Source organism: Bacillus sp. SRL543 (genome assembly GCF_984799205.1).
Genome location: NZ_OZ481794.1, coordinates 1,318,745 through 1,340,300, shown reverse-complemented (window position 1 = coordinate 1,340,300; position 21,556 = coordinate 1,318,745). Strand labels below are relative to the sequence as shown.

Below are 21,556 nucleotides of genomic sequence, written 5' to 3'. Positions count from 1 at the left end.
ACCCCCAAGCGGCTTTTCTACTGCATGTCAAGAATCGGCTTTGCTGCCTGCCATAAGGTATCTGCCTGGATATCCGCTTTTGTCGGGCCTGAACCGATGAAAGCTGTTTTGCACCCGGCCTTGATTCCTGCTTCAATATCCCGTTCATGGTCTCCCACCATAAAGCTTTCTGAAAGGTCGATATCATATCTTTCCGCCAGATCCAGGATCATTCCCGCATTCGGCTTTCGGCATTCGCAGCCTGCCTTCGGTTTGTGGGGACAATATGCGACCTCTGTGATATGTCCGCCCTTTTTTTCAATAAGCTCCTGCAGGCGTTCATGGACCCTGTGAAGATCTTTTTCCTTCATAAAGCCCAGGCCGACGCCGCCCTGGTTGGTCACGCCGAACACTTCATAGCCGGCATTATTAAATAAAGCCACTGCCTCGGCAGACCCCTCAAGCAAAAACAGCTGCTCAGGTTTGTTGACAAACTTAACCCGATGGGAAAGTACCTCATTCAATACACCATCTCTATCCAGGAAAATAGCCTTCTTCATCTTGTCATCTTCCTTTCGTTTCCCTCTATTTATAATGTATCCGATGCTGAGGGAGATATAAACGCAGCTCAGCCGGTAAAATTAAATTTTTGAAACATAGATTCCAAAGTGCTGATATTGATATGATGGGCATGAACAAAATGGATCCATTTGTGCTGATTGGACTCGGGCTTTATTATATCCTTCATGGAAAAAAATCAGCAGACAATGAAGAAATGCAATCAGAAGTGAATATTTCTATGTGATATTGAACAGGACCCCCGGCTGGAGGTCCTGTTTTTGTGTTGCGGATGGAATTCTGGCGTTTATTTGCGGTGTTTTTGGTGTTTTTGGTGTTTTTTTGGTTGATGTGCAGCCTTATGTGTTTATTCGCAGCTTCATTTTGGGTTTATTAGCAACTTTTTCATTTTATTAGCAACTTTCCACTTTTATTAGCAAGTTTTTCAATTTATTAGCAACTTTTCCAGTATATTAGCAACTTTCAGCTTTTATTAGCAACTCTGCAAAAACCGGCCCGCGGCTCTTATTTTCCGAAAAAGACGTTCTTAGCCTTTATGGGAGGATTGGCTTGTGACCTCGAGGGTGTAAGCGCAGCAGCAAGACAGTAATCGAATTTTAAAAAATATACTTTCTTATCTGGTAAAAAAAGGAGCGCCATGGGCGCCCCTTGAAAAATCAGCCTAGTTATTTTCCATAGAGCCGTAAAGCTCTTCTAAAGGCTTCATGATGATTTGGTTGAGTTCAGTGATGGCCATGCTCATGCGCTGTTCTGCTTCCATCAGTTTAGAAATGGATTCATGCTGCTGCACGAGTGCTACCGTCTTTTGGGCCTGCTCCACTTCTTCCTGGGAGATTTCCTGGCCGGACATCTGCTTCTGCTGAAGCTCCATCTGGATGTTGCGGAAGTTTTCGAACATGGTTCTTGCAGATTCATCAGAATTGACTTCATCATAGATTTTTTTCAAATTCGTATATTCATCGCTCTGACGAATTGCTTTCTCAAGTTCGTACGCTGAATCGTGTAAGTTTACTGCCATTTTGCCTAACAACTCCTTTTCGGTTTGGACAATCCACTCCACTATAACAAACTATAAATAAGATTGCGAGGAAGCCACTTTATCACCATCAGATGAATAAAACCAGGAAGCCCTGCAGGAGCCCGATCATTCCGCCAAGGAGTGCGCCCAGGTAGGTAATCATTTTCAGCTCTCTCCGGCTGATCGACAGCACCATTTCCTCCAGCCGTTCCACCGAGAAGCTCTCAACCTGCTGCTTGATGATGTCTGCCAGGTGCAGCCTTTCCATAATGATGTCCATCCTGCTTGAAAGCCACTCTCCGGCCATGCCTACCAATCCCGGCACAGCTTTCTCGACAAGATTCTCTGTGAATGGCTCTGCCAGTTTGCTGAGCGGAGTATCCATCAGGTCATCGGCTTTAATGATTTTGCGGACATACAGCTTGATTGATTTTATGATATTTTTTCGTTCAAATTGTTCTTCGATCCTTGCCGCTTCCCAGTCGAGCACCTTCATCCATTCTTTTTGGAGAAGGGCGGAAATCATATCTTTTGTGCCTTCGCTTCTTAGGAACTTAATGATTTCAGGCTGGATTTTATCGGCAAGATTGACATTGCCCATAACCATCTGAAGCATATTCCCAAGTACTCCGCTCCGTCCCTTGACGAAATCGTCAACCAGGCGCTGGATCCTCATTTTTCCTTCAATGCTTGAAAAATAATCTTCACCCTTCTGAGCAATATATTCACTGATGACAGGGATGCGGGATTCCGCCTTGGCGAGGAGCTCAGGAGCCAGCACCTCTTTTAACGGCTTATGGCGGTATTTATCCATCAGTGCTTCGTATTTCTTTTCAATAAAAGAATCAATTTGTTCGCTTGCCTTCGCTTTGCCATCTTCAAATCCCATTCTGCCAAGAAGCTCAGCAGGGGTTTTATCAGTGTTCAATAGGCGGGCAAATTCCTTCTTTGCCAGATTTTCAGCTTCTTTTTGGAAATCGCCATTAATGAATTTCCTCTTGATGCTCTCTGGTGTCAGCAGGTGGTTCACAACTATTTTGCCCATCTGCTCTGCGAGTTCGCTTCTTCGTTTGGGAATCAATCCAGGAGTAAAAGGAATCTGGCGTTTTCCAAGAAACAGCGGCTTGTAGGGCCTGAAAAGCATCATGATGGCAAGTGAATTGGTAAGTCCTCCTATCACAGCCCCCACAACGACCATCAATAATATCGTTAATCCAGTTTGCATAAGTTTGTATTCAACTGCCTTCCTTCTCGTTTTAAGGTGTATCGAATATAGCTGCGATAAGCACATCTCTGCCCATTTTACATATGATAGCCTATCAGCAGCCGCCTAAAACAACATTCATCATACCATAAACCTGCCGCCATTCCTGAACCGGAAAATCAAAAAGCGGCCTACTCCTTATAATAGGCTAATTCCCCGGTTTTTTACAAATCCGAAGCAGAGCGGGATGCCCGCGGGAATGTTGGATGCCGGCGCTTTTATAAATTTTATAAATGGGGAATTTCCATGTCTTTGTCTTATTTAACTATTACGTTTGTTCCCGGGAAAATGTTTCAGGATAAAGACGCGATTAAAGTCAGCCATTCCCTTTATCATTACTGGAGCCTTGATGCGGACCGGGATCTAACGTTAAAAATAGGCAAAAAGGAACGCCTGGTTGCAGTAGAGCCTGCTTCAATTCCAAAAGATGAGATTCATATGGATTCCGGCCTGTTCAGCTTTTTTCAGCTGGCAGTCGAAGAAATCCGCCTGATTGTCCAGTATGCCGGAGGGGACAGACGCCTTGTTGCAGGCCCCGTCATCGGCCTGATGACAGAGGCCAATGAAGAAAATGAAGAAGTGAACTTCCGGTCTGTCCACTCCTTTTGCGGAGAGCTGCAGGCAGGGATAGAGGAATTTGGCGGACTGTTTTATGTGTTTCATATAAAAGACTTTCTAGAAAGCGGCCTTTGCGGCTATTGCTGGCGGGATGGCCGCTGGGTGAAGGAGCCTGTCCCCTTCCCAACCGTGATCTACAATCGAATCCATTCCCGGAAGCTTGAGTCCGGCAAGTATTTCGGGAATTTCAAATATAAATTGCAGGAGCTGGGCATCCCGATGTTCAATGACTGCTTTCTTTCAAAAGATCAGGTCTATGATATTCTCGCAGGGGAGGAGCATATGAAGCCATATCTCCCCGAAACACATCTTCTTGGCGTCCGGACACTGGAAGATATGCTCCGCCAATATCATGAAGCTTTTATCAAGCCGGTGAACGGGAGCCAGGGCAGAAACATTATCCGGCTCTCCTTAGCTGAGAACAAGCTTTCTGCATCGTTCTCGTCTGGCGGCACGGCGGAGGCACGGAAATCCTTTCCGGATTGTGCTGCTTTCTTCAAATGGTTCGAACCCCAGCTCAGGAAGAGGATGTATTTGGTCCAGGAGCCGATCCGGCTGGCCGGCCTGAATGGAAGGCAGCTGGATTTTCGTGTGTTATGCCATAAAGGGCCGCAAAACAGCTGGCGTGCCACATCAGCAGTTGCAAGGATTTCCGCAGAGCAGCAATTTGTCAGCAATATTGCCCGCGGCGGTGAAATAATGAAACCGGTCAAAGCCCTTTCTCTTGCAGCAGACAGGGCGACTGCCATTCAGCAGGCAGCATTAATGAAAGAACTGGCTGTAGAAGCGGCAAGGATCATCAGCAATGCATCTGAAGGCATTATCGGGGAGCTTGGCATGGATATTGGCGTTGATCAGGAAGGAAAACTTTGGATCATTGAGGCAAATTCCAAGCCTTCCAAGAATTTTGAGGAAGCCGATCAAAGAATCAGGCCTTCAGCCAAAGCACTCATTGAATATTTTATTTGGCTGTCCTTTCAGACAGCCAAAAGCTGAGGAGGAGAAAAGATGCGCTCATTGGGATTTATGTCCCTCCGCTTAACAAGCGAGAATGCTTATGCAACCGAAATTGCCAAAAGGGCCCGGAGCTTCGGGGTCGAATGCTTCCGGTTTGTCCCCTCAACGATTGACCCAAGAACCGAGCTCATTTCAGGACAAAAATTTGACCACAGTACAGAGGAATGGGCAGAAGCCTCCTTTCCCCTTCCGGACGTGCTGTATGACCGGTGCTTTTACGGAAATGATCCGCACTCCCGGCAATGCCGTTCGATTGTCCTTTACTTAAAAAACCGCAGGGATACCCTGTTTCTTGGCCACGGCCTGCCCAATAAGTTGGAGCTGTATAAAATCCTTTCCCAGTCGCCGCTGGCCCCATATATCCCCAAAAGCATACACGCCGAGTCCGCAGATCAGGTCCTTCAGCAATCAGCCCCGGGCAGCCCGCTGATTCTCAAGCCGGCCAATGGGTCGCAGGGAGCTGGCATTTATTATCTTGAGAAACAGAAGGATGGCCTGTTAATCAAAACTGATACTCCAGAAAAACAGGTTTCCCGGCTATTCGCCGACCAAGAGAAGGCTGCCGGGTGGCTTGGGCAGCTTTTATCCGGGAACTGCTATCTGCTCCAGCCTTATCTGCCTCTTTCCAATGAAAACAGCCAGCCGTTTGATATCAGGATCCTCCTGCAGAAAAATGAAACAGGAAAATGGAGGGAAATGGGCCGGGGCGTGAGGGTCGGCAGGGAAAATGGAATCATCTCCAATATGAGTGCTGGCTCTGCAGTCTCCCCATTTGAAAGCTGGCTGGAAAATAATCAAGTCAGCTCCAGCCGGTTCCTGCGCGCAGAATTGAAAGATATCTCCAAAACCCTGCCTGAAATTCTGGAAGAAGCTCTCCCTCCCCTTTTTGAGATTGGCGTCGATATCGGTGTCGCCAGGGATGGGGCCATCTGGATCCTCGATGTCAACTCCAAGCCGGGCCGGAAGGTGATCCTGGAAACTGATCCGGATAAAAAAGAAGCACTCTACACAGCCCCGCTGTTATATGGAAAGCTTTTATCATCTGCAGGACTGGGTGAAAGGAGAAAAAACAATGAGAAAACAGTATCCCATTGAAATCAAAGAAGGAAGAGCAAACACCGTCTGGTGCCCGCGGGAGGTGCTCGAACACCGGATGCTTGAAAAAATAGCCTTTGGCGCCTGCACGGAGGATGCTGAATTCCTCCCGACTCCGGGCGATAAATATATTATAAGCATCAGCAGCGATCTCGCAGCCAAATTGAAGCTCCCTGATCTCGGCATTCCGCTGCATCTATTTTCAGAAGCTGAGACTCTTTTCATCGGCCCGCTGGTCGGCATATTCACATCAGGATTCACCCCTTTCCCGCTCAGGCCCATCGGTGAACGGACGATATTCTTTTCCAAGCTCCTCTCCGTCAATAAAGCCGTCGGCGCATTGCCGTTCTTATTTGGCGAGCAGCATATTGACTGGGATGCAGGCACAATCAAAGGCCATATCTATCATAAAGAAGGCTGGGCGACTGTTGAGCTTCCGTTTCCCAATGTGGTCTATGACCGCCTGCCTAACAGGAAATCCGAAAGGCTGGCAGAGCTGAAGCGCATCAAAGACCGCCTGCAAAAGGACTATCTGATTCCCTGGTATAATCCCGGCTTCTTCAATAAGCTCGATGTGTCAGAGCGCCTTCAGCAAGAGGAAGCGGCAGTTCCCTACCTTCCTGAAACCCATGCCTTTTCTTCCTTTTCTGTGATTGAACGGATGCTGGGCGACTATGGCCATGTTTATATCAAACCGGCAAACGGCAGCCTTGGCCTCGGGATCCGCCAGGTGATCTATGACCGGCAGGAAGGTTTTTATTATTGCCGCTATCGGGACAATGCGGATGTAAACAGGCTGAGAAAATTCCATACGCTGGAATCACTTATGCACCATGTTTTTCGGCGCAGCAACCTGAACAGCATGATTGTCCAGCAGGGCATCCATCTGCTGCGGCATGAGCAGCGCACAATCGACTTCCGTGTTCACACGAACAAAGATGATAACGGAGAATGGAAGGTGACAGCCGTCGCTGCAAAAGTTGCGGGACTCGGCAGTGTAACGACACATGTCAAAAACGGCGGGGAAATCAAAACCCTTTCAGAGGTGTGCACTAGCCGCGCAATGGAGCAGGAGTTTACAGAAAAGCTGTCAAAGGCAGCCCTTGACCTCAGCAGGGTGCTTGAAGCGCAGCTCGAAGGGATCATTGCTGAAATCGGCTTTGATCTCGGGATTGACCGAAAAGGGAATGTATGGCTGTTTGAAGCCAACTCCAAACCGGGCAGGAGTATCTTCAAGCATCCGGAGCTGAAGGAGTTCGATTATTTAACAAGGAAAATGTCGCTCGATTTTGCCGTATTTCTTACAGAGCAGGCGATATCCCGCCCGGAGGAAATCTTTAAATGACCGCCCCGCTAAGCAAGGAACTTAAACGGTGGCTAAGCTCCTTCCCAGAAGAAGGAGAAAGAAGCGCCCTCCAGCTGAAGAGACCGGAATCAGGCGGTCCCATCGCCGGAATCCTTGCCAGCAGAAAATCGGAAAGCACACTGGCAGGCAACAGCCGGCTATTCAAGGACATACAAAGGGAGATGCTGTCACGCGGCGGCATCTCAGTTGTATTTGCACCTGAAGATGTATCAGGAGATGGAGTCGGTGGAATCGTCTACCTGCCTGGCCAGGATGCATGGTCCCTTGTGTCTGCCCCCCTTCCGGATATCATCTACAACCGGGTCCCTTTCAGGAAAAGTGAACAGACAGGCGGCTTCCGCAATGCTGCTGCCTTTTTCAGCACTAAGAAGATCCCCTTCTTTAACCCTTGTTTTCTCGAAAAATTTGAATGCTATACAAGATTAAAACAAGATTCTGGATTAACAGGCTTTTTGCCGGATACCATCCTTATTGGCAGCGGACGGGAGCTGGAGTCATTTCTCATGAAGCATAATGATATTTATGTAAAGCCAAACAGCAGCTCTAAGGGAAAGGGGATAATAAGGGCCGGGTTGGATAATGACGGAATAATCCTGGCGAAAGACTTGAACGGACAGACCCGGCATTCTGACTTCGGACATTTTTGGGAAAGCTGGAGACCTGTCATTGAGGAACAGGCATTTATTGCACAGGAAGCCGTGTATGCTGCCACACCGGGCGGACTGCGGAATGATTTCCGGATTCTTGCCCATGGCCGGGAAGGCAGGTATGAGGTAACCGGCATAGGCATCCGGCAGGCATCAGAGAACGATATCACCACGCATATCCCCAACGGCGGCAGGCTGATTCCATATGAGGATTACCGCACCGCTGAACATGATGAATTCATCCAGGAGGCCGTCCAAAAGGCAGGTACAGCACTGTCCAGGGGTATGGGCTGGTTCGGCGAATTCTCCATGGATGCCGGCTATGCAGGCAATGGGCGCTATGTTATCTATGAAATCAATTCCAAGCCGATGAAGTTCGATGAAGAAAATATTGAAGCCGGAAGGATCAGTAGGCTGGCTGATATACTGTTTGAAAAAGCGGATTTTTGAACGGGCATCCTGGCGGGTGCCCGTCACTTTTTTATTGGGGTATGGACAGAAAACGATTACAATGGAGAGAGAGGAGGATTTATATGCTAACACATTTTCAGTATCAGCCGCTATATGATAATAATCAGATGCCCGGGTGGCGTTTTTCCTTTTATTTTAAAAACAAGAAATACAACGGCATTTATAACCCGGACGGCAGCATTGAATGGACAGCCGCCCCTCCCCCTCCAGATGATGAGGACCGCCTTAAATCGGGCATCCATGAATTGATGCTCTTTCATGTGTATGACAGCCGCTGAGGAAGAAAGCCTGTGCATAATCAGCTCTCTTGCTGGAAAGTAATAATACTAAATCCAGGAGGTCTGTTTATGAAAGAAAATCATTCAGAATCAAAGGAAACCGTGCAGGACGCTCTTTATGAAGGCAGAGAAGAAACATACCAGGATATTGAGCGCATGATTAATGAAGGACTCTCAGGAGGATCTGTCCACGAAGGGAACAGCACTGCAAATATTGAACAGGCACGGTCCCTGGTAAGCGAGGAGCCGCCTGCAGAGACTCCGTCCAGGAAAGAAGGGAAAACCGCAGACCAATGATCTGCGGTTTTCTGATTATCTGCTTTTTACAATCATATTGACTGCTTCCTGGATGGCTTCCTCTGCATTTCTTCCTTCTTCATTGGCTTCCCTTATGCAGCTTTCAAGATTTTTTGCGACGATATAGCCCATTGCCCGGTCAACCGCAGACCTTACGGCAGACAGCTGGGTAACGACATCCTTGCAGTGCTTCTCTTCCTCCATCATCCGGATGACACCGCGGACCTGGCCTTCCAGGCGCTTCAGGCGATTCTTCATCTCCTGTGAATATTCCATCTATTTTTCACCCCTCAATTGCTCACAAACTGATTAATGGCAAATTGCCATGCGTATGGCAGACTGATGGCTGCTGATGCCATATTCCTGCTATAATTAAATCTAGGTTTGAATAAAATTTTATCTCTTTTCGCAAATAAAAGAAAGCTATCCGATTATCAATTATATGGAGAATGATATATGTTTACTAAGCTGCATGCTTTATACCGGAATTCCAGGCTTCAGCAGGAAGAGCCTGACTTTTTCTTTTTTCATGATTATTATTGGTTTACAGATAAAGATGAAACACAATGGTTCGGAGTGCCTGCAGGTGATATCACAGAAGAAGAACTAAGGCTTCTGCGCACTCTTTTTCATTCTGCAAGCCTTCCCGGCCGGCTGGATCATCGTTCCAAAGGGTGGCATGACTGGCTGTTCCGCAGCGGACCCCTGCCTGATGCCGCTGAAGGGCGCTTCAGAATGGCCCAGATCGAATTGGGCGGGAGCGAGTTCGAGCAGGAAGATGCTGAAACGGCGCTGAGTGCATTTTTATCTGAGGATATTGTCCTCCTGTGGGAAAAGAAGACCCGCTGCCATCTTGTCATCCCGGAAGGAGTCGATGTGGGCGAAGACGAATTCCGCTCCATCATCCAGGCGTTCGAGACCGATTTTTACGTAAAAATGTATGTGTATTTAGGCAAGCTCTTCCCGGCCGGCGACCCTTTGCGGAGCGGCTTTGAAGAAGAGAAGGTTTTTTTCGGGCGAGCCCTCAGGCTGATGCCCCATGAAAGAGTATTATCCTTTGAAAAGGCTTTCCCGTCCTGTCTGGTTGCTGAAATGAAGCCAAGCCTCCGCGAGAGCCTTGACACCCAGCTGCTTGGACCGGCTGCCGAGGATTCGGAACTGCTGGCCACCATCAAAGCTTTTCTTGAAAATGGATCCAATGCGACCCTGTCGGCAAAAAAGCTGTACATCCACCGGAATACCCTCCAATACAGATTGGATAAATTCTCGGAAAAAACAGGCGTAAACCTGAAGGATTTCAATAATGCTGTAACCGTTTACCTTGCCTGTCTGCTCAATGATCAGCACCATTAAGATCAGACTATACAATGTGACTAAAAAGCCTGCCCATCTTTTGTGCACAACTCCCAATGATGATTTTCCCTTTTTCCTTTATTATTAGAAACAGAAGGAAAACAACCGGGGAGGAATTAGGATGGCTGAATTAAAATTAGACAATATTTATAAAATTTACGATAACAAAGTGACGGCAGTGGATGATTTCAACCTCCATATCCAGGACAAGGAGTTCATCGTTTTCGTTGGCCCGTCCGGCTGCGGTAAATCGACGACACTAAGGATGATCGCAGGACTTGAAGAAATTTCACAAGGAGATTTCTCAATTGACGGCAAACGCGTCAATGACGTTCCTCCAAAAGACCGTGATATCGCAATGGTTTTCCAGAACTACGCCCTGTATCCGCATATGACGGTATATGATAATATGGCTTTTGGACTGAAGCTCCGCAAATTTCCAAAAGACGAAATTGCCCGACGTGTAAACGAGGCTGCCAAGATCCTTGGACTTGAGCCTTATCTTGACCGTAAGCCAAAAGCATTGTCCGGCGGTCAGCGCCAGCGTGTTGCACTTGGCCGCGCCATCGTCCGCGATGCCAAGGTTTTCCTGATGGATGAGCCGCTGTCCAACCTGGACGCCAAGCTCCGTGTACAGATGCGTGCGGAAATCGCCAAGCTTCACCAGCGCCTCCAGACTACGACCATCTATGTAACGCATGACCAGACAGAGGCAATGACTATGGCTACACGCCTTGTAGTCATGAAAGACGGAGTCATCCAGCAGGTCGGGGCTCCAAAAGAAGTTTACGAAAAACCGGAAAACGTTTTTGTCGGCGGATTCATTGGATCTCCTGCCATGAACTTCTTCAACGGCAAGCTTCAGGATGGAAAATTGGCACTCGGCGAAACAACTGTAGACGTGCCTGAAGGAAAAATGAAAGTCCTGCGCGACCAGGGATATGTCGGCAAAGACATCGTCTTCGGAATCCGCCCGGAGGACATTCACGATGAGCCTGTATTCATCGATGCTTCCCAGGGTTCCAAGATCTCAGCTAAAATCGATGTTTCCGAGCTGACGGGTGCAGAGACGATGATCTACTCCAGCATCAACAGCCAGGACTTTGTTGCCCGTGTTGATTCACGCACCGACATCATGCCAGGACAGCAGGTAGATCTAGCGTTCGACATGAATAAAGCCCACTTCTTCGATGCTGAAACAGAAGACCGCATCAGATCTAAAAACGAATAGAATATAAAAAAACTCCGTCTCTGATCAGACGGAGTTTTCTTTTTCCTTCACAAAAGCCACCTTGTCATCTCCGCAATGCAGGCATGAAAGAAGATGGGGGCATTCCTTATCTTTATAATCATCAGGATACCCATCCTCGAGCTTCAGCTGGTCAGCAGGCATATAGGCGCTGTACTCATCATAAAAATCCATGATCTTTCCGCTGTCTTCCATTCTGTTTCCGCATTTCGGGCAGCTTTGGCTGATATTTTCAAGCCCATTGCATGCCGGGCACACTGACATGGGCGCTCCTCCTTCCTTTTCCTCCAGGTCTTTATAATAGTCTGCATTCTTTTTCTCTATGTATGTAAAATAACCCTGACACCACTATCAAAAACCAATTTAAAAAGGAAATAATTTCATTTCTTATTCCCGAATAAACACGCCGTAATCAACCATAATAGAGAGTACAAACAGCAAACAGCCGGCAGGCACAGCTTCCCCTCCCACTGCGGACTATGCATGGTGCTCCGTTTGGTTCAAGTCCAAAATAGTCCACCAAAAAAAAAAATTTTCGAAGGAGAGTGCTCATCATGGCAAACAACAATTCTTCAAATCAGCTTTTAGTACCAGGCGTATCTCAAGCTCTAGACCAAATGAAATACGAAATCGCTAACGAATTCGGTGTAAACCTTGGTGCAGAAACAACTGCCCGCGCTAACGGATCTGTTGGTGGAGAAATCACTAAGCGTCTTGTTCAAATGGCTGAACAGCAGCTTGGCGGATCTCAATTCTAATTTAAGCTAAACAATTGAATAGATAATGGCTGAAAGGACACCAGGTTTATGGTGTCCTTTCTTTTCTGCTGCTATTAAATCATCTTTTCAGGATCAACCCACTGATCATACTCTTCTTCTGTTACATAGCCTGTTTTTAATGCCGCCTCTTTCAGGGTGGAATTTTCATTAAAAGCGAGCTTGGCAATTTCTGCGGCCTTTTCATAGCCGATATGCGGATTCAGGGCAGTGACAAGCATAAGCGACCTTTCTACATGCCCCTTGATGACTTCCTCATTTGCTTCAAGGCCGACAAGGCATTTTTCATTGAACGACTGCATGCTGTCTGCAAGAAGCCTGATGCTCTGCAGGAAGTTGTAAATGATGACCGGCTTGAAAACATTCAATTCAAAATTCCCCTGGCTTGCAGCAAACCCAATCGCTGCGTCATTGCCGAATACCTGTGTCACGACCATTGTCAATGCTTCGCTTTGCGTTGGATTGACCTTGCCCGGCATGATGGAGCTTCCCGGCTCATTTGCCGGGATCGAAAGCTCGCCGATCCCGCTGCGCGGCCCGCTGGAAAGCCAGCGCACATCATTGGCGATTTTCATCAGATCAGCAGCCAAAGCTTTCAGAGTCCCATGAACATGAACAATTTCATCATGGCTTGTCAGAGCATGGAATTTATTGTCCGCCGAACGGAAAGGATGGCCAGTCTGTTCGGAAATCCATTCTGCAGTGATCGGCCCGAAATCAGGATCGGCATTGATGCCCGTACCAACGGCAGTTCCCCCGATCGCCAGGTCCTCCAAATACTTGATAGCGTCAATCAGCATTTTTTCATTTTTTTCAAGCATCGCCCTCCAGCCGCTGATTTCCTGGCCCAGCGTCAATGGCGTGGCGTCCTGAAGATGGGTTCTGCCAATCTTGACAATCCCCTTAAAAGATTCTTCTTTGATTTTGATTGTTTTCTTCAGCTCGTTCAGCGAAGGAAGCAGCCGCTCAGTCAGCTCAATGATTGCTGCAATATGCATGGCCGTCGGGAATGTATCATTAGAGCTTTGGGACATATTCACATCATCATTCGGATGCACCTTTTCCTCTGAACCTTTTTCCGCAAGCATCTCGTTCGCTCTTCTCGCAGCCACTTCATTCACATTCATATTGGATTGGGTGCCGCTTCCTGTCTGCCAGACAGCAAGAGGAAAATGTGCATCAAACTTTCCGTCCAATATCTCCGTGCATGCAGCGGCAATCGCATCCTTTTTATCGGCTGACAGTTTTCCAAGCTTATGATTCGCTTTGGCTGCCGCCTGCTTCAGATGGGCAAAAGCATAAATCACTTCAAGAGGCATCTTTTCGGTGCCGATTTTGAAATTGTCCTTGCTTCTCTGCGTCTGTGCTCCCCAATACTTATCAGCCGGCACTCTTACCTCGCCAAGAGTATCTTTTTCAATTCTGAAATCTGACATACTTATCCCTCCTGTATTCATCCTTATAGCTCTTTCCCTTATTTCTTCATTTTAATGTTAAAATTTTGGCGATTCCAGTAATTTGAATTCGGAAAAGCAAAAAGCCGGCCCGCTGTGGACCGGCTTTACCGCATCTCAATTTATGGACAAGCGAGCAGCCGATTAAGGGTGCTTTTCTCTAGACGGCCATGGATCCCTGCTGGAGCTGATACATCTGATAGTATCTGCCTTTGAGCTGCATGAGCTCGTCATGGGTGCCTTTTTCGGCGATTTGCCCCCGGTCGAGGACAAGGATCTGGTCAGCATTGCGGATGGTGGAAAGCCGGTGGGCAATGATGAACGTCGTCCTGCCCTCTTTCAGCACCTCCATCGCATTCTGGATCACTGTCTCTGTCTCCGTGTCAATGCTTGATGTCGCTTCGTCAAGGATCAGGATGGCCGGGTCGAAGGCGAGCGCCCTGGCAAATGAAACAAGCTGCCTCTGCCCGCTGGAGAGGGTGCTTCCTTTTTCAATGACAGGTTCATCGAACCCTTTTTCCAGATTGGCCAGAACCTTGTCAGCGCCGACATCTTTAAGGGCTTTTTCGACTTTCTCCCTGGTGACAGCCGGGTCATTGAGGCTGACGTTTTCCGCTATCGTCCCGGTGAACAGGAACGGGTCCTGAAGGACGATCCCCATATGCTTCCTGAGATTCTGCCGCGACATCCCGGTGATTTCCTTTCCATCGATGGTGATGCTCCCCTTCTGGCAATCGTAGAAACGGAACAGCAGATTCATAATGGAACTTTTGCCTGAACCTGTATGGCCGACAAGAGCGACAGTTTCGCCGTGGGAAGCCTCAAAGGTTATATCCTTGAGGACATATTCGTTTTCCTTGTAGCCGAAATGGACACCATTAAATGCTACATTGCCTTTATAGCGCGGAACTTTGCTGTCGTCCACTTCGATTCCTTCCTCATTGAGGAGCTCAAATACCCGCTCTCCTGCCACGAGTGCCTGCTCCAGGTTGGCAAGCTGGTTGACAATCCCCTGCACCGGCTGGAACAAGCGGTTGATATAGTCAACAAAAGCATACAGCATACCTAGTGAAATGACAGCAGATGCATTAAGGGATTCGCCTCCGAAATACCAGATGAACGCAACAAAGACAATATTACGCAGCACACCGACAAGGTTATGGGAGGTTAAAGAGTTCAGATTGAGCAGCTTGTTCTGGTAAGTGAAATGCTCTGTGTTAAGCTTTTCGAAATCCTTCCTTGTGTCTCCCTCGCGCCCGAAGGCCTGAATGATATTCATTCCCTGGATCGACTCATTTACCATTCCGTTGATATCGCTCACTCTTGTCCTGATGACCTTATTGTATTTGGATGCATACTTTCTATAGACAATCATCCATATATACAGGATCGGCAGGAGAATCAGGCAGATTGCCGCCAGCTTAGCATTCAGGATGAAGAGCGCAGTATAGATGCCGGCAATATAGATGAAGCTTGTAAAAAAGGTTGAAAGCACAGTAACATAAAGCTCCCGGATAGCTTCTGTATCATTTGTAATGCGGGCAACCACCTTGCCTGCCGGCAGATTGTCGAAATATTGGACAGGCAGCTTCTGAATCTGGCCAAAAACATCTCCCCGCATTTTCTGGATGATCCTGTTGGCAGACTTCTGCAGATAGTATCTTTGCCCGTACTGGAAAAATGCTGCAATGACAATCAAGCCGAAGTAGAAGGCAAGAAGCCGTATGATCCGCGGAATTTCCGGTTTATAAAAGCTCAACAGCTCTTCTCCCTGGAGCCTGGCTCCTTCATACGTCTCGCTTTCTTCCCCTTTTGTGATGGTCAGCAGATCATCCTTATAGCTTCTTTCGCCATCAAACCGGATGTCGCCTTCCACAAAAATGAAGTCTTTTCCGGCCTGGAGGATGCGTGCCTGGCCGATCATGGGAGAACTCTTATCCATGTACTGCTCTCTCGTATAATAATGGCCTCTATATGAGACTGAATCCTCATTCTCTTCCGTCTGATACCAGACGGATTCAATGCCGAGAATATGCTGGTCTATCAGCTTCTTGGCAATGAATGGGCCCGCAAGGTCTGCCGCAACGGCGACAGTCAGCATGGCAAGTGCTGCCAGAATGATCTTTTTATAAACAAGTGCATATGAAAAAAGGCGTTTTCCGGTTTTCATGACAGCACCTCCTCTTCTGCAGCTGCCTGGGCCTGCTGCCTGATATACTGCTCTTTATACCAGCCTGCCCCTGCCATAAGCCCTTCATGGGTGCCTTCCTCGGCAATTCCCCCATTGTCCAGGACAATGATATGGTCTGCATGCTGGACGGCCGTCATGCGGTGCGTGGTGATGATGGTGGTTTTCCCTTCCCTCTCCGACCGGATATTGCCAATGATCTTTTTCTCGGTCTTCGCGTCAACAGCCGAAAGGGAGTCATCCAGGATCAGGATTTCAGGATTCTTGATCAAGGCTCTCGCAATCGAGATCCTCTGTTTCTGCCCTCCGGATAAGGCAACCCCTTTTTCCCCGACAAGGGTCTCAAGTCCTTCAGGAAGCATTTCAAGATCCTTGCGGAAGGCTGACAGGTCGATCGCCTTCTGCAGGTCGCTTTCATCTGCCTGTTCGTTCCCGAACAAGATGTTTTCCCTCACTGAACGGGAAAATAGCACATGGTCCTGAGGAACATAGCCAATCCATTTCCTTGTATTCTGCAGCGACTGCTCAGAGATTGGGATCCCAGCAACAGCAAGGGTTCCTGTCCCGGCGGGATATTCCCTGAGCAGCTGCTTGATGAAGGTTGTCTTTCCGCTGCCCGTTTTTCCGACTATCCCAAGAGTTTGGCCCCGCTCCAGCCTTATCCTAATGCTCTTCAGATTGTCAGTGCTGCTGGACGGATACCTGAAAGTGACATCATCAAAAACAATTTCCTCCGGCCGCTCTGCATCAGCAGGCTTGCCGGGATCCTTTACATCCTCCTCATAGGAGAGCGTCTCCTGTACACGGTCAAGGGAGGCATTGCCCCTTTGCATGATATTGATCAGCTCGCCGATCGCGAACATAGGCCATATCAGCATACCCAGATATACATTGAAGGCAACAAGATCTCCCAGCGTGATAGCCTGATTGAACACCAGATTTGCCCCATAGCCCAGCCCGATCAGATAGCTGAGGCCGACAATAATTTTTATCGTCGGGTCAAACAGGGAATCAATCCTTGCGACCTTGATGTTTTTGTCATAAACATCTTCTGTCATGTCATGGAACCGGCCTTCATCGGCACGCTCCTGCACGTACGCACGGATGACACGCACACCGGACACCGATTCAAGGACTTTATCGTTCAGATTGCCGAAAGCATCCTGAGCCTCCATGAAACGGACATGAATCCTTTTTCCGTATATCTTCATCAGTAAAGCCATCAGCGGCAGCGGCAGGACTGCTGCGATTGTCAGCTTCCAGCTCACCAGGAAGCCCATTGTCAAGAGGATCGTCAGCATGAAGATGCTGCTGTCGACAAGCGTCAGGATCCCGAAACCTGCCGTCACAGAGATGGCCTTCAAATCATTTGTCGCACGGGCCATCAGGTCCCCGGTCCTGTTTTTTTCAAAAAAGGCCGGCGTCATTTTCAGAAGATGGTTCATGAAGTTTCTCCGCAGCTTCCTCTCGACCAGGAAGGCACCGCCAAAAAGCTGATACATCCATACATACGTTATCCCGTAGGATACCACTGTAATCCCCCCAAGGATCAGCAGATACTGCAGAATCATGCTGCTGTCCAGCGAGCCCAGATGGATTTCATCGATTGCCTGGCCGACAAGCCTTGGCGGCATCACGTCAAGAACCCCGACAATCGCAAGCAGGATAATGGCAACCGTATATCTTTTCCAATGTTCTTTAAAAAACCAGTTCAGTTTCTTCAAAATCGAAAACATTACTTCCTCTCCTTTCTATGAAACACCGTTCAGCTAGCCTCCCTCGAGATCTCCAGGTGAAATAGCAATCCTTTCTTGTTGATAAAACAGCATAATCAACTTCCTCCTTTTTTAAAGTTATATAGAAAACAGGCTGATGCCCGGTCTTCCCATCATATAAAAACAGAAACAAAAAAGACATACCGCGTCAGGGCGATATGTCCGGAAAAAAGACAAAAGCACAGGCTGCGCAAAAAGCTGCCTGTGCTGATCAATTATAAAATGAATGATTACTGGAAAAAGTCAAGGGAAGGACAGGCTGGCATGTATTCAGTTAACAAGATTACATCGTTTCGTACAATCATGATCATGCGCCCCCTTTTCAAATTTTTCCACTTTGTAAGATTACCATCCGCCTTATTAAAAGTCAATTGGCATTTTTGTTATTTTTCTGAACATTATTTATTCTGCGATGACTGCTGTTCCATAGGCAATGATTTCTGATGCGTTCTGCATCACGGCGGATGTTTCAAGGCGCATGCAGATAATGGCATTAGCCCCTTTTGCTGTGGCATCCTCCACCATCCGGCCAATTGCCGTTTGCCTTGCTTCATCCATCATTTCTGTATACTCTTTGATTTCTCCTCCGACAATGGTTTTGAACCCTGCCAGAATATCCTTTCCGATATGCTTGGACTGAACTGTGCTGCCCCTGACGAATCCTTTCAATTCTTTCACTTCCATACCTGGAACAAATTCAGTAGTGACGATAATCATGCTCATTTTCCTCCTTTTTTTCTTTATTCCTTTCCCAGCCGACTATGATAAGCAAAGCAATGATTAATATGGCATATGAGGCGTAGAATATGACAGCCGCCTTCAAATTGACGAAAATCATCGCCAGCCCAAGGAGCTGTCCGCCAAGGGCCGTAAATAAGAGAAGCTGCTTCAATTTTTCCATTCTTTATCTCCCTTGTCTTTCCTCCAGCTCTTCTCGACAAAAATAAAATATACCAAGAGCGGCATCGGCGCCTGGATAAGTCCGATCAGGCCCCACAGCCAATAATTATGCCCGTTTTTCCTTGCGTGGAGAAAGAGAAAAACACTTTGGCTGATCAGTATGGCCGCAACAAGAAGAAGAAGCGGAAGGGATATTTCTTCATTCATGCTTCATTCACCCTCTGCCTGACAAAATAATATGTGCCTGCCCCGGCAATGGATAGTCCGGCTGCGGCCTGGATGGCAATAAAGACGGCAGGCAGCTGGTGCAGGGTAGTAAGCAGAACTGCTAATATCACCGCTGCCATCACAAAGAACAGGCCAATATCCCTTTTCCAGCTTCTCCGCATCATATCTTGCTTTTCTGCAACCATCTCTTCAAACCATTCAAGCTCCGGAGTATGAACAGAAAATGACTGATCAAGGATCTCAAGCCCTTCTTCAATTTCGGCTGCAGCCAATTTATCCTGTTTGTTTTCGTATTTATTTTCCAGCGGTATGATTTTCTGCTTCTCTTTCATGCAGGCCCAGCTCCTTTCTCACAGCTGCAAGTCCATTATGGATCCTTGATTTGGCTGTTCCGGGGGATATTTTCATCATGTTTCCTATTTCGTCATAAGAATAGCCGTAATAATGCTTTAAAACGATGGCTATGCGGATATCGTCTTTCAATTTGCCAAGAGCGGCAAGAGCATCATTCCACTCTTCATTCCGGCTCTCCATCTGCCATTTCAGCTTTCTCCATGACTGCTCCTGCCCTTGCCAGTCTCTTTCCCTTTTTTTCTTGCGAAGATGGTCTATATATAAATTAGTCGCAATGGAAATGAGCCAGGAAGAAAATTTGGATTGGCCATTATACAAATGGATTTTTTCGAGGGATTTCGCCATTGTTTCCTGGGCAAGCTCCTCTGCCAAGTCCTTATCCATAGCTGCCTTGATCAAATACTTGACCAGAAAGGGATAATTTTGTTTAAAAAGCATGGCCAGTGCCCTTTTGTCGCCTTTTTTGGCTGCCTTGATGAGCTCTTTGTCTTCCATCTTTGACATCTTTCCTTCCAATGGCCTTTTATGATAGCTTTCCTCTTATCCTGCTCTATTCCGCTGCTGTTCATTTTCTTTTCATTCATATGACGGCGGGGTCACTATAATCGTTCACTTTTTTATAAAAAAATTTTTGAATTGCCCTGGCTGCATAAATAAAGGCTGCATTTGTGCCAAATGCAGCCTTCATTAATCTATTTTTCTGAAATGCCGCCCGGAGAGAATCTCTTTCTGACCGCCAGCAGATAAAAACCAGAAAACGCCAATAATACTCCTGCAATAATAAAAGTTATTTCCACGGTGATGTACTCGGCAACGGCCCCAAACAAAACTGTTGATAAACCAAATGCCAGGGAAACAAGCGTATGCTGGGCGCTGAACACCTTTGGCAGCTCTTCTGCAGAAACCACTTTCTGTATATAGGTGTGCATGATAATGCCTTTGATCTGATGGATAAGCCCGCTGAGAAATACTAATAGCAAGGCAGCCCAGGCCAGTGAATTGGCGCCAAACAGCAATGTCACAATCGCCACTCCGAAAGAGGCGGATATCAAAGTGAGTTTCATGTTTTTTTCAAATACAGGAGAGAATTTTGTGCAAATGATCCCGCCCAATATCAAGCCCATGAAAAATACAGTATTAATATAACCCCACCATGCTTCCCCTGCTTTTAAAACTTCAGCAACAAACACATAAAGAATGGCAGCTATCCAGACTACGTTAGCAATGGCTTCTATTAAAATCACCACATGAAGGCTGCGCAGAACAGGCTGCCTCCATATAAAGATCCAGCCTTCCAGCAGAACCTTCACTGCACTTTGCTTTTCAGTATTCACCAGGTAAGGAGTCTTATCATTAATACGCTGCATCATCAGGGAAGAAACAGCATAAAAAGCTAGTGTAAGCCAGATGACATTCTGCCCGCCTGCCGCTGCAGTCAAAATGCCGCCTAATGCCCAGCCGCCTAATTGGATAGATTCATTTAATAAAGCTAAAAAGCTGTTGGCCTTTATCAGTTCTTCTTTCCCCACCAGCCTTGGCAGCATGGCGTCTGAAGCCGGGAGTGCCCAGCCATCGAAAAAAGCAATTACAAAAATCAATACTAATACGAACAGAATTCCCGGAGAGCTTTGCAGCAAAAGCCAGCCAGAAAGAATAAAAAGTGCCAGCGTCTTGCTCACCTGGGAGCTGACAAGCATGGATTTAAGTTTGTATCTATTGAGCATTAATGGCGAAATTGCTCCGCTTACCGCCCGCCCTGCCATATTCAAAAACGGCAGCAGCGCCAGGTACACCGGAGACCCGGTAACAGAATACAAAATGGATATCAAACCAACTATATAAAATACATCTCCTAAATTGGCAAGTGACTGCCCAATCCAAAGAGACCTGAAAGATTTGCTTTTCATACAACCTGCCCCTCTTTATCTTAGAATTTGCGATAAAAAGGGAATTTTACAAGTGACGATGCCTCCTTATGATTGTTTAAGCGCCTTTGGGTCAGGGTGAATTTTTTTTCGAAAAAAATCATTTCTGTACCATCAATAAATCTGAGGGGCAGGTTTGAAAAGCAATCAATCTTCATTAAAAATCATGTTAAGAATTCTTCCTTCAGGATACCGTAAAGAACGCAATCCTTATACTGCCCTTTGGCATTTTGTATCATATGCCTGACAATTCCTTCTTGCTGCATTCCCGCTTTCTTCATCACTTTTCCTGAAGCGGGGTTATCCGTATTATGTGCTGCAGATATTTTGTGAAGATCCATTTCCATGAACCCAAACTCCATGACCGCCTTTAATGCTTCTGTAGCATATCCATTATTCCACCATTCATAGCCCAGGGAATAGCTGACGCTGCAGTTTCCGGTGGTCAGATCAAAATCATATATGTCAATTTCTCCTATTAATTCTCCTGTGGATTTCAATTGTATTCCCCACCAGCAAAAGTCTTTCCTTTCATATTTGCCGACTATATCTGCCACTTTCGCACTGGTTTCCGAAACTGTCCTGTGGGCCGCACTGACCCGGTTGTCTGCTACGCGTTCAACTGAAAGCCAGCGGTCGAAGATGGCTTGGATATCAGAATGTTTCAGCCTTCTCAGATTTAGTCTTTCGGTCTCAATTAGGGGTGTTCCCAAGTAGTTGATCAT

At 47.1% G+C, this 21,556-nt stretch carries 25 protein-coding genes; 10 read left to right on the top strand and 15 right to left on the bottom strand.

Annotation, left to right across the window (positions count from 1 at the left end; all coding sequences use genetic code 11):
* Nucleotides 1–17 precede the first annotated feature (17 nt).
* On the bottom strand, nt 18–539 hold the full coding sequence (locus AC4E8B_RS06905; protein ID WP_490217850.1) for a D-glycero-alpha-D-manno-heptose-1,7-bisphosphate 7-phosphatase: 522 nt from the start codon (nt 537–539) through the stop codon (nt 18–20).
* 89 nt (nt 540–628) lie between these two features.
* Here AC4E8B_RS06905 and AC4E8B_RS06900 point away from each other — a divergent pair, with 89 nt between their 5' ends.
* Nucleotides 629–784 (top strand): hypothetical protein, encoded by a 156-nt coding sequence (locus AC4E8B_RS06900; RefSeq protein ID WP_490217849.1) that lies wholly within the window; start codon nt 629–631, stop codon nt 782–784.
* 435 nt (nt 785–1,219) lie between these two features.
* Here the strand turns inward: AC4E8B_RS06900 and AC4E8B_RS06895 are convergent, their stop codons facing one another.
* A complete protein-coding gene (locus AC4E8B_RS06895; protein ID WP_490217848.1) occupies nt 1,220–1,576 on the bottom strand; it encodes a YlbF/YmcA family competence regulator in 357 nt (118 codons plus the stop codon).
* A gap of 88 nt (nt 1,577–1,664) precedes the next feature.
* On the bottom strand, nt 1,665–2,801 hold the full coding sequence (locus AC4E8B_RS06890; RefSeq protein ID WP_490217847.1) for a DUF445 domain-containing protein: 1,137 nt from the start codon (nt 2,799–2,801) through the stop codon (nt 1,665–1,667).
* A 285-nt stretch (nt 2,802–3,086) separates the two neighbouring features.
* Here AC4E8B_RS06890 and AC4E8B_RS06885 point away from each other — a divergent pair, with 285 nt between their 5' ends.
* The 6 genes from AC4E8B_RS06885 to AC4E8B_RS06860 all read left to right on the top strand — a co-directional run bounded on the left by AC4E8B_RS06885 (nt 3,087) and on the right by AC4E8B_RS06860 (nt 8,629).
* Nucleotides 3,087–4,454, top strand: coding sequence for a YheC/YheD family endospore coat-associated protein (locus AC4E8B_RS06885; protein WP_490217846.1), 1,368 nt, complete (start codon nt 3,087–3,089; stop codon nt 4,452–4,454).
* A 12-nt stretch (nt 4,455–4,466) separates the two neighbouring features.
* Nucleotides 4,467–5,570 (top strand): YheC/YheD family endospore coat-associated protein, encoded by a 1,104-nt coding sequence (locus AC4E8B_RS06880; protein ID WP_490217845.1) that lies wholly within the window; start codon nt 4,467–4,469, stop codon nt 5,568–5,570.
* Entirely contained in the window at nt 5,548–6,915 is a 1,368-nt protein-coding gene (locus tag AC4E8B_RS06875; protein ID WP_490217844.1) for a YheC/YheD family endospore coat-associated protein, read from the top strand. The genes AC4E8B_RS06880 and AC4E8B_RS06875 overlap by 23 nt, the downstream gene beginning before the upstream one ends.
* Complete coding sequence (locus tag AC4E8B_RS06870) at nt 6,912–8,033, top strand: YheC/YheD family protein (RefSeq protein WP_490217843.1); 1,122 nt, start codon at nt 6,912–6,914, stop codon at nt 8,031–8,033. The genes AC4E8B_RS06875 and AC4E8B_RS06870 overlap by 4 nt, the downstream gene beginning before the upstream one ends.
* 83 nt (nt 8,034–8,116) lie before the next feature.
* Nucleotides 8,117–8,332, top strand: coding sequence for a YheE family protein (locus AC4E8B_RS06865; RefSeq protein WP_490217842.1), 216 nt, complete (start codon nt 8,117–8,119; stop codon nt 8,330–8,332).
* A gap of 69 nt (nt 8,333–8,401) precedes the next feature.
* Nucleotides 8,402–8,629: a hypothetical protein gene (locus AC4E8B_RS06860; RefSeq protein WP_490217841.1), complete on the top strand. Its 228-nt coding sequence runs from the start codon at nt 8,402–8,404 to the stop codon at nt 8,627–8,629.
* A 15-nt stretch (nt 8,630–8,644) separates the two neighbouring features.
* Here AC4E8B_RS06860 and AC4E8B_RS06855 read toward each other — a convergent pair whose 3' ends face one another.
* Nucleotides 8,645–8,905, bottom strand: coding sequence for a metal-sensitive transcriptional regulator (locus AC4E8B_RS06855; RefSeq protein WP_009795152.1), 261 nt, complete (start codon nt 8,903–8,905; stop codon nt 8,645–8,647).
* A 180-nt stretch (nt 8,906–9,085) separates the two neighbouring features.
* Between AC4E8B_RS06855 and AC4E8B_RS06850 the strand changes: the two genes are divergently transcribed.
* Both AC4E8B_RS06850 and AC4E8B_RS06845 read left to right on the top strand, forming a co-directional pair.
* Nucleotides 9,086–9,982, top strand: a complete 897-nt coding sequence (locus AC4E8B_RS06850; RefSeq protein ID WP_490217840.1) for a PucR family transcriptional regulator — start codon at nt 9,086–9,088, stop codon at nt 9,980–9,982.
* Nucleotides 9,983–10,103: 121 nt separating this feature from the next.
* On the top strand, nt 10,104–11,213 hold the full coding sequence (locus AC4E8B_RS06845) for an ABC transporter ATP-binding protein (RefSeq protein WP_490217839.1): 1,110 nt from the start codon (nt 10,104–10,106) through the stop codon (nt 11,211–11,213).
* A 24-nt stretch (nt 11,214–11,237) separates the two neighbouring features.
* Here the strand turns inward: AC4E8B_RS06845 and AC4E8B_RS06840 are convergent, their stop codons facing one another.
* A complete protein-coding gene (locus AC4E8B_RS06840; RefSeq protein WP_490217837.1) occupies nt 11,238–11,495 on the bottom strand; it encodes a hypothetical protein in 258 nt (85 codons plus the stop codon).
* A 290-nt stretch (nt 11,496–11,785) separates the two neighbouring features.
* Here AC4E8B_RS06840 and AC4E8B_RS06835 point away from each other — a divergent pair, with 290 nt between their 5' ends.
* Nucleotides 11,786–11,989: an alpha/beta-type small acid-soluble spore protein gene (locus tag AC4E8B_RS06835; protein ID WP_009795148.1), complete on the top strand. Its 204-nt coding sequence runs from the start codon at nt 11,786–11,788 to the stop codon at nt 11,987–11,989.
* A 74-nt stretch (nt 11,990–12,063) separates the two neighbouring features.
* Here AC4E8B_RS06835 and fumC read toward each other — a convergent pair whose 3' ends face one another.
* The 10 genes from fumC to AC4E8B_RS06785 all read right to left on the bottom strand — a co-directional run bounded on the left by fumC (nt 12,064) and on the right by AC4E8B_RS06785 (nt 21,556).
* Nucleotides 12,064–13,443, bottom strand: a complete 1,380-nt coding sequence (gene fumC, locus AC4E8B_RS06830; RefSeq protein WP_490217835.1) for a class II fumarate hydratase — start codon at nt 13,441–13,443, stop codon at nt 12,064–12,066.
* A gap of 178 nt (nt 13,444–13,621) precedes the next feature.
* A complete protein-coding gene (locus AC4E8B_RS06825; RefSeq protein ID WP_490217833.1) occupies nt 13,622–15,631 on the bottom strand; it encodes an ABC transporter ATP-binding protein in 2,010 nt (669 codons plus the stop codon).
* Nucleotides 15,628–17,385, bottom strand: a complete 1,758-nt coding sequence (locus AC4E8B_RS06820) for an ABC transporter ATP-binding protein (protein ID WP_490217831.1) — start codon at nt 17,383–17,385, stop codon at nt 15,628–15,630. Before AC4E8B_RS06820 ends, AC4E8B_RS06825 begins: the two co-directional genes overlap by 4 nt.
* Nucleotides 17,386–17,826: 441 nt before the next feature.
* Nucleotides 17,827–18,141 (bottom strand): YbjQ family protein, encoded by a 315-nt coding sequence (locus AC4E8B_RS06815; protein ID WP_490217830.1) that lies wholly within the window; start codon nt 18,139–18,141, stop codon nt 17,827–17,829.
* Nucleotides 18,122–18,325, bottom strand: coding sequence for a hypothetical protein (locus AC4E8B_RS06810; RefSeq protein WP_490217829.1), 204 nt, complete (start codon nt 18,323–18,325; stop codon nt 18,122–18,124). The genes AC4E8B_RS06815 and AC4E8B_RS06810 overlap by 20 nt, the downstream gene beginning before the upstream one ends.
* Nucleotides 18,313–18,531 carry a sigma-Y antisigma factor component gene (locus AC4E8B_RS06805; protein ID WP_490217828.1) on the bottom strand — a complete coding sequence of 73 codons (219 nt, stop codon included), beginning with the start codon at nt 18,529–18,531 and terminating at the stop codon, nt 18,313–18,315. Before AC4E8B_RS06805 ends, AC4E8B_RS06810 begins: the two co-directional genes overlap by 13 nt.
* The gene (locus AC4E8B_RS06800) at nt 18,528–18,884 is read right to left on the bottom strand and encodes a YxlC family protein (protein WP_490217826.1); all 357 of its coding nucleotides are present in this window, start codon (nt 18,882–18,884) and stop codon (nt 18,528–18,530) included. Before AC4E8B_RS06800 ends, AC4E8B_RS06805 begins: the two co-directional genes overlap by 4 nt.
* Nucleotides 18,847–19,401, bottom strand: a complete 555-nt coding sequence (gene sigY, locus AC4E8B_RS06795) for an RNA polymerase sigma factor SigY (RefSeq protein WP_490219546.1) — start codon at nt 19,399–19,401, stop codon at nt 18,847–18,849. The genes AC4E8B_RS06800 and sigY overlap by 38 nt, the downstream gene beginning before the upstream one ends.
* A 197-nt stretch (nt 19,402–19,598) precedes the next feature.
* Nucleotides 19,599–20,813, bottom strand: a complete 1,215-nt coding sequence (locus AC4E8B_RS06790; RefSeq protein WP_490217825.1) for an MFS transporter — start codon at nt 20,811–20,813, stop codon at nt 19,599–19,601.
* A 182-nt stretch (nt 20,814–20,995) separates the two neighbouring features.
* Nucleotides 20,996–21,556 (bottom strand): GNAT family N-acetyltransferase, encoded by a 561-nt coding sequence (locus AC4E8B_RS06785; protein WP_490217824.1) that lies wholly within the window; start codon nt 21,554–21,556, stop codon nt 20,996–20,998.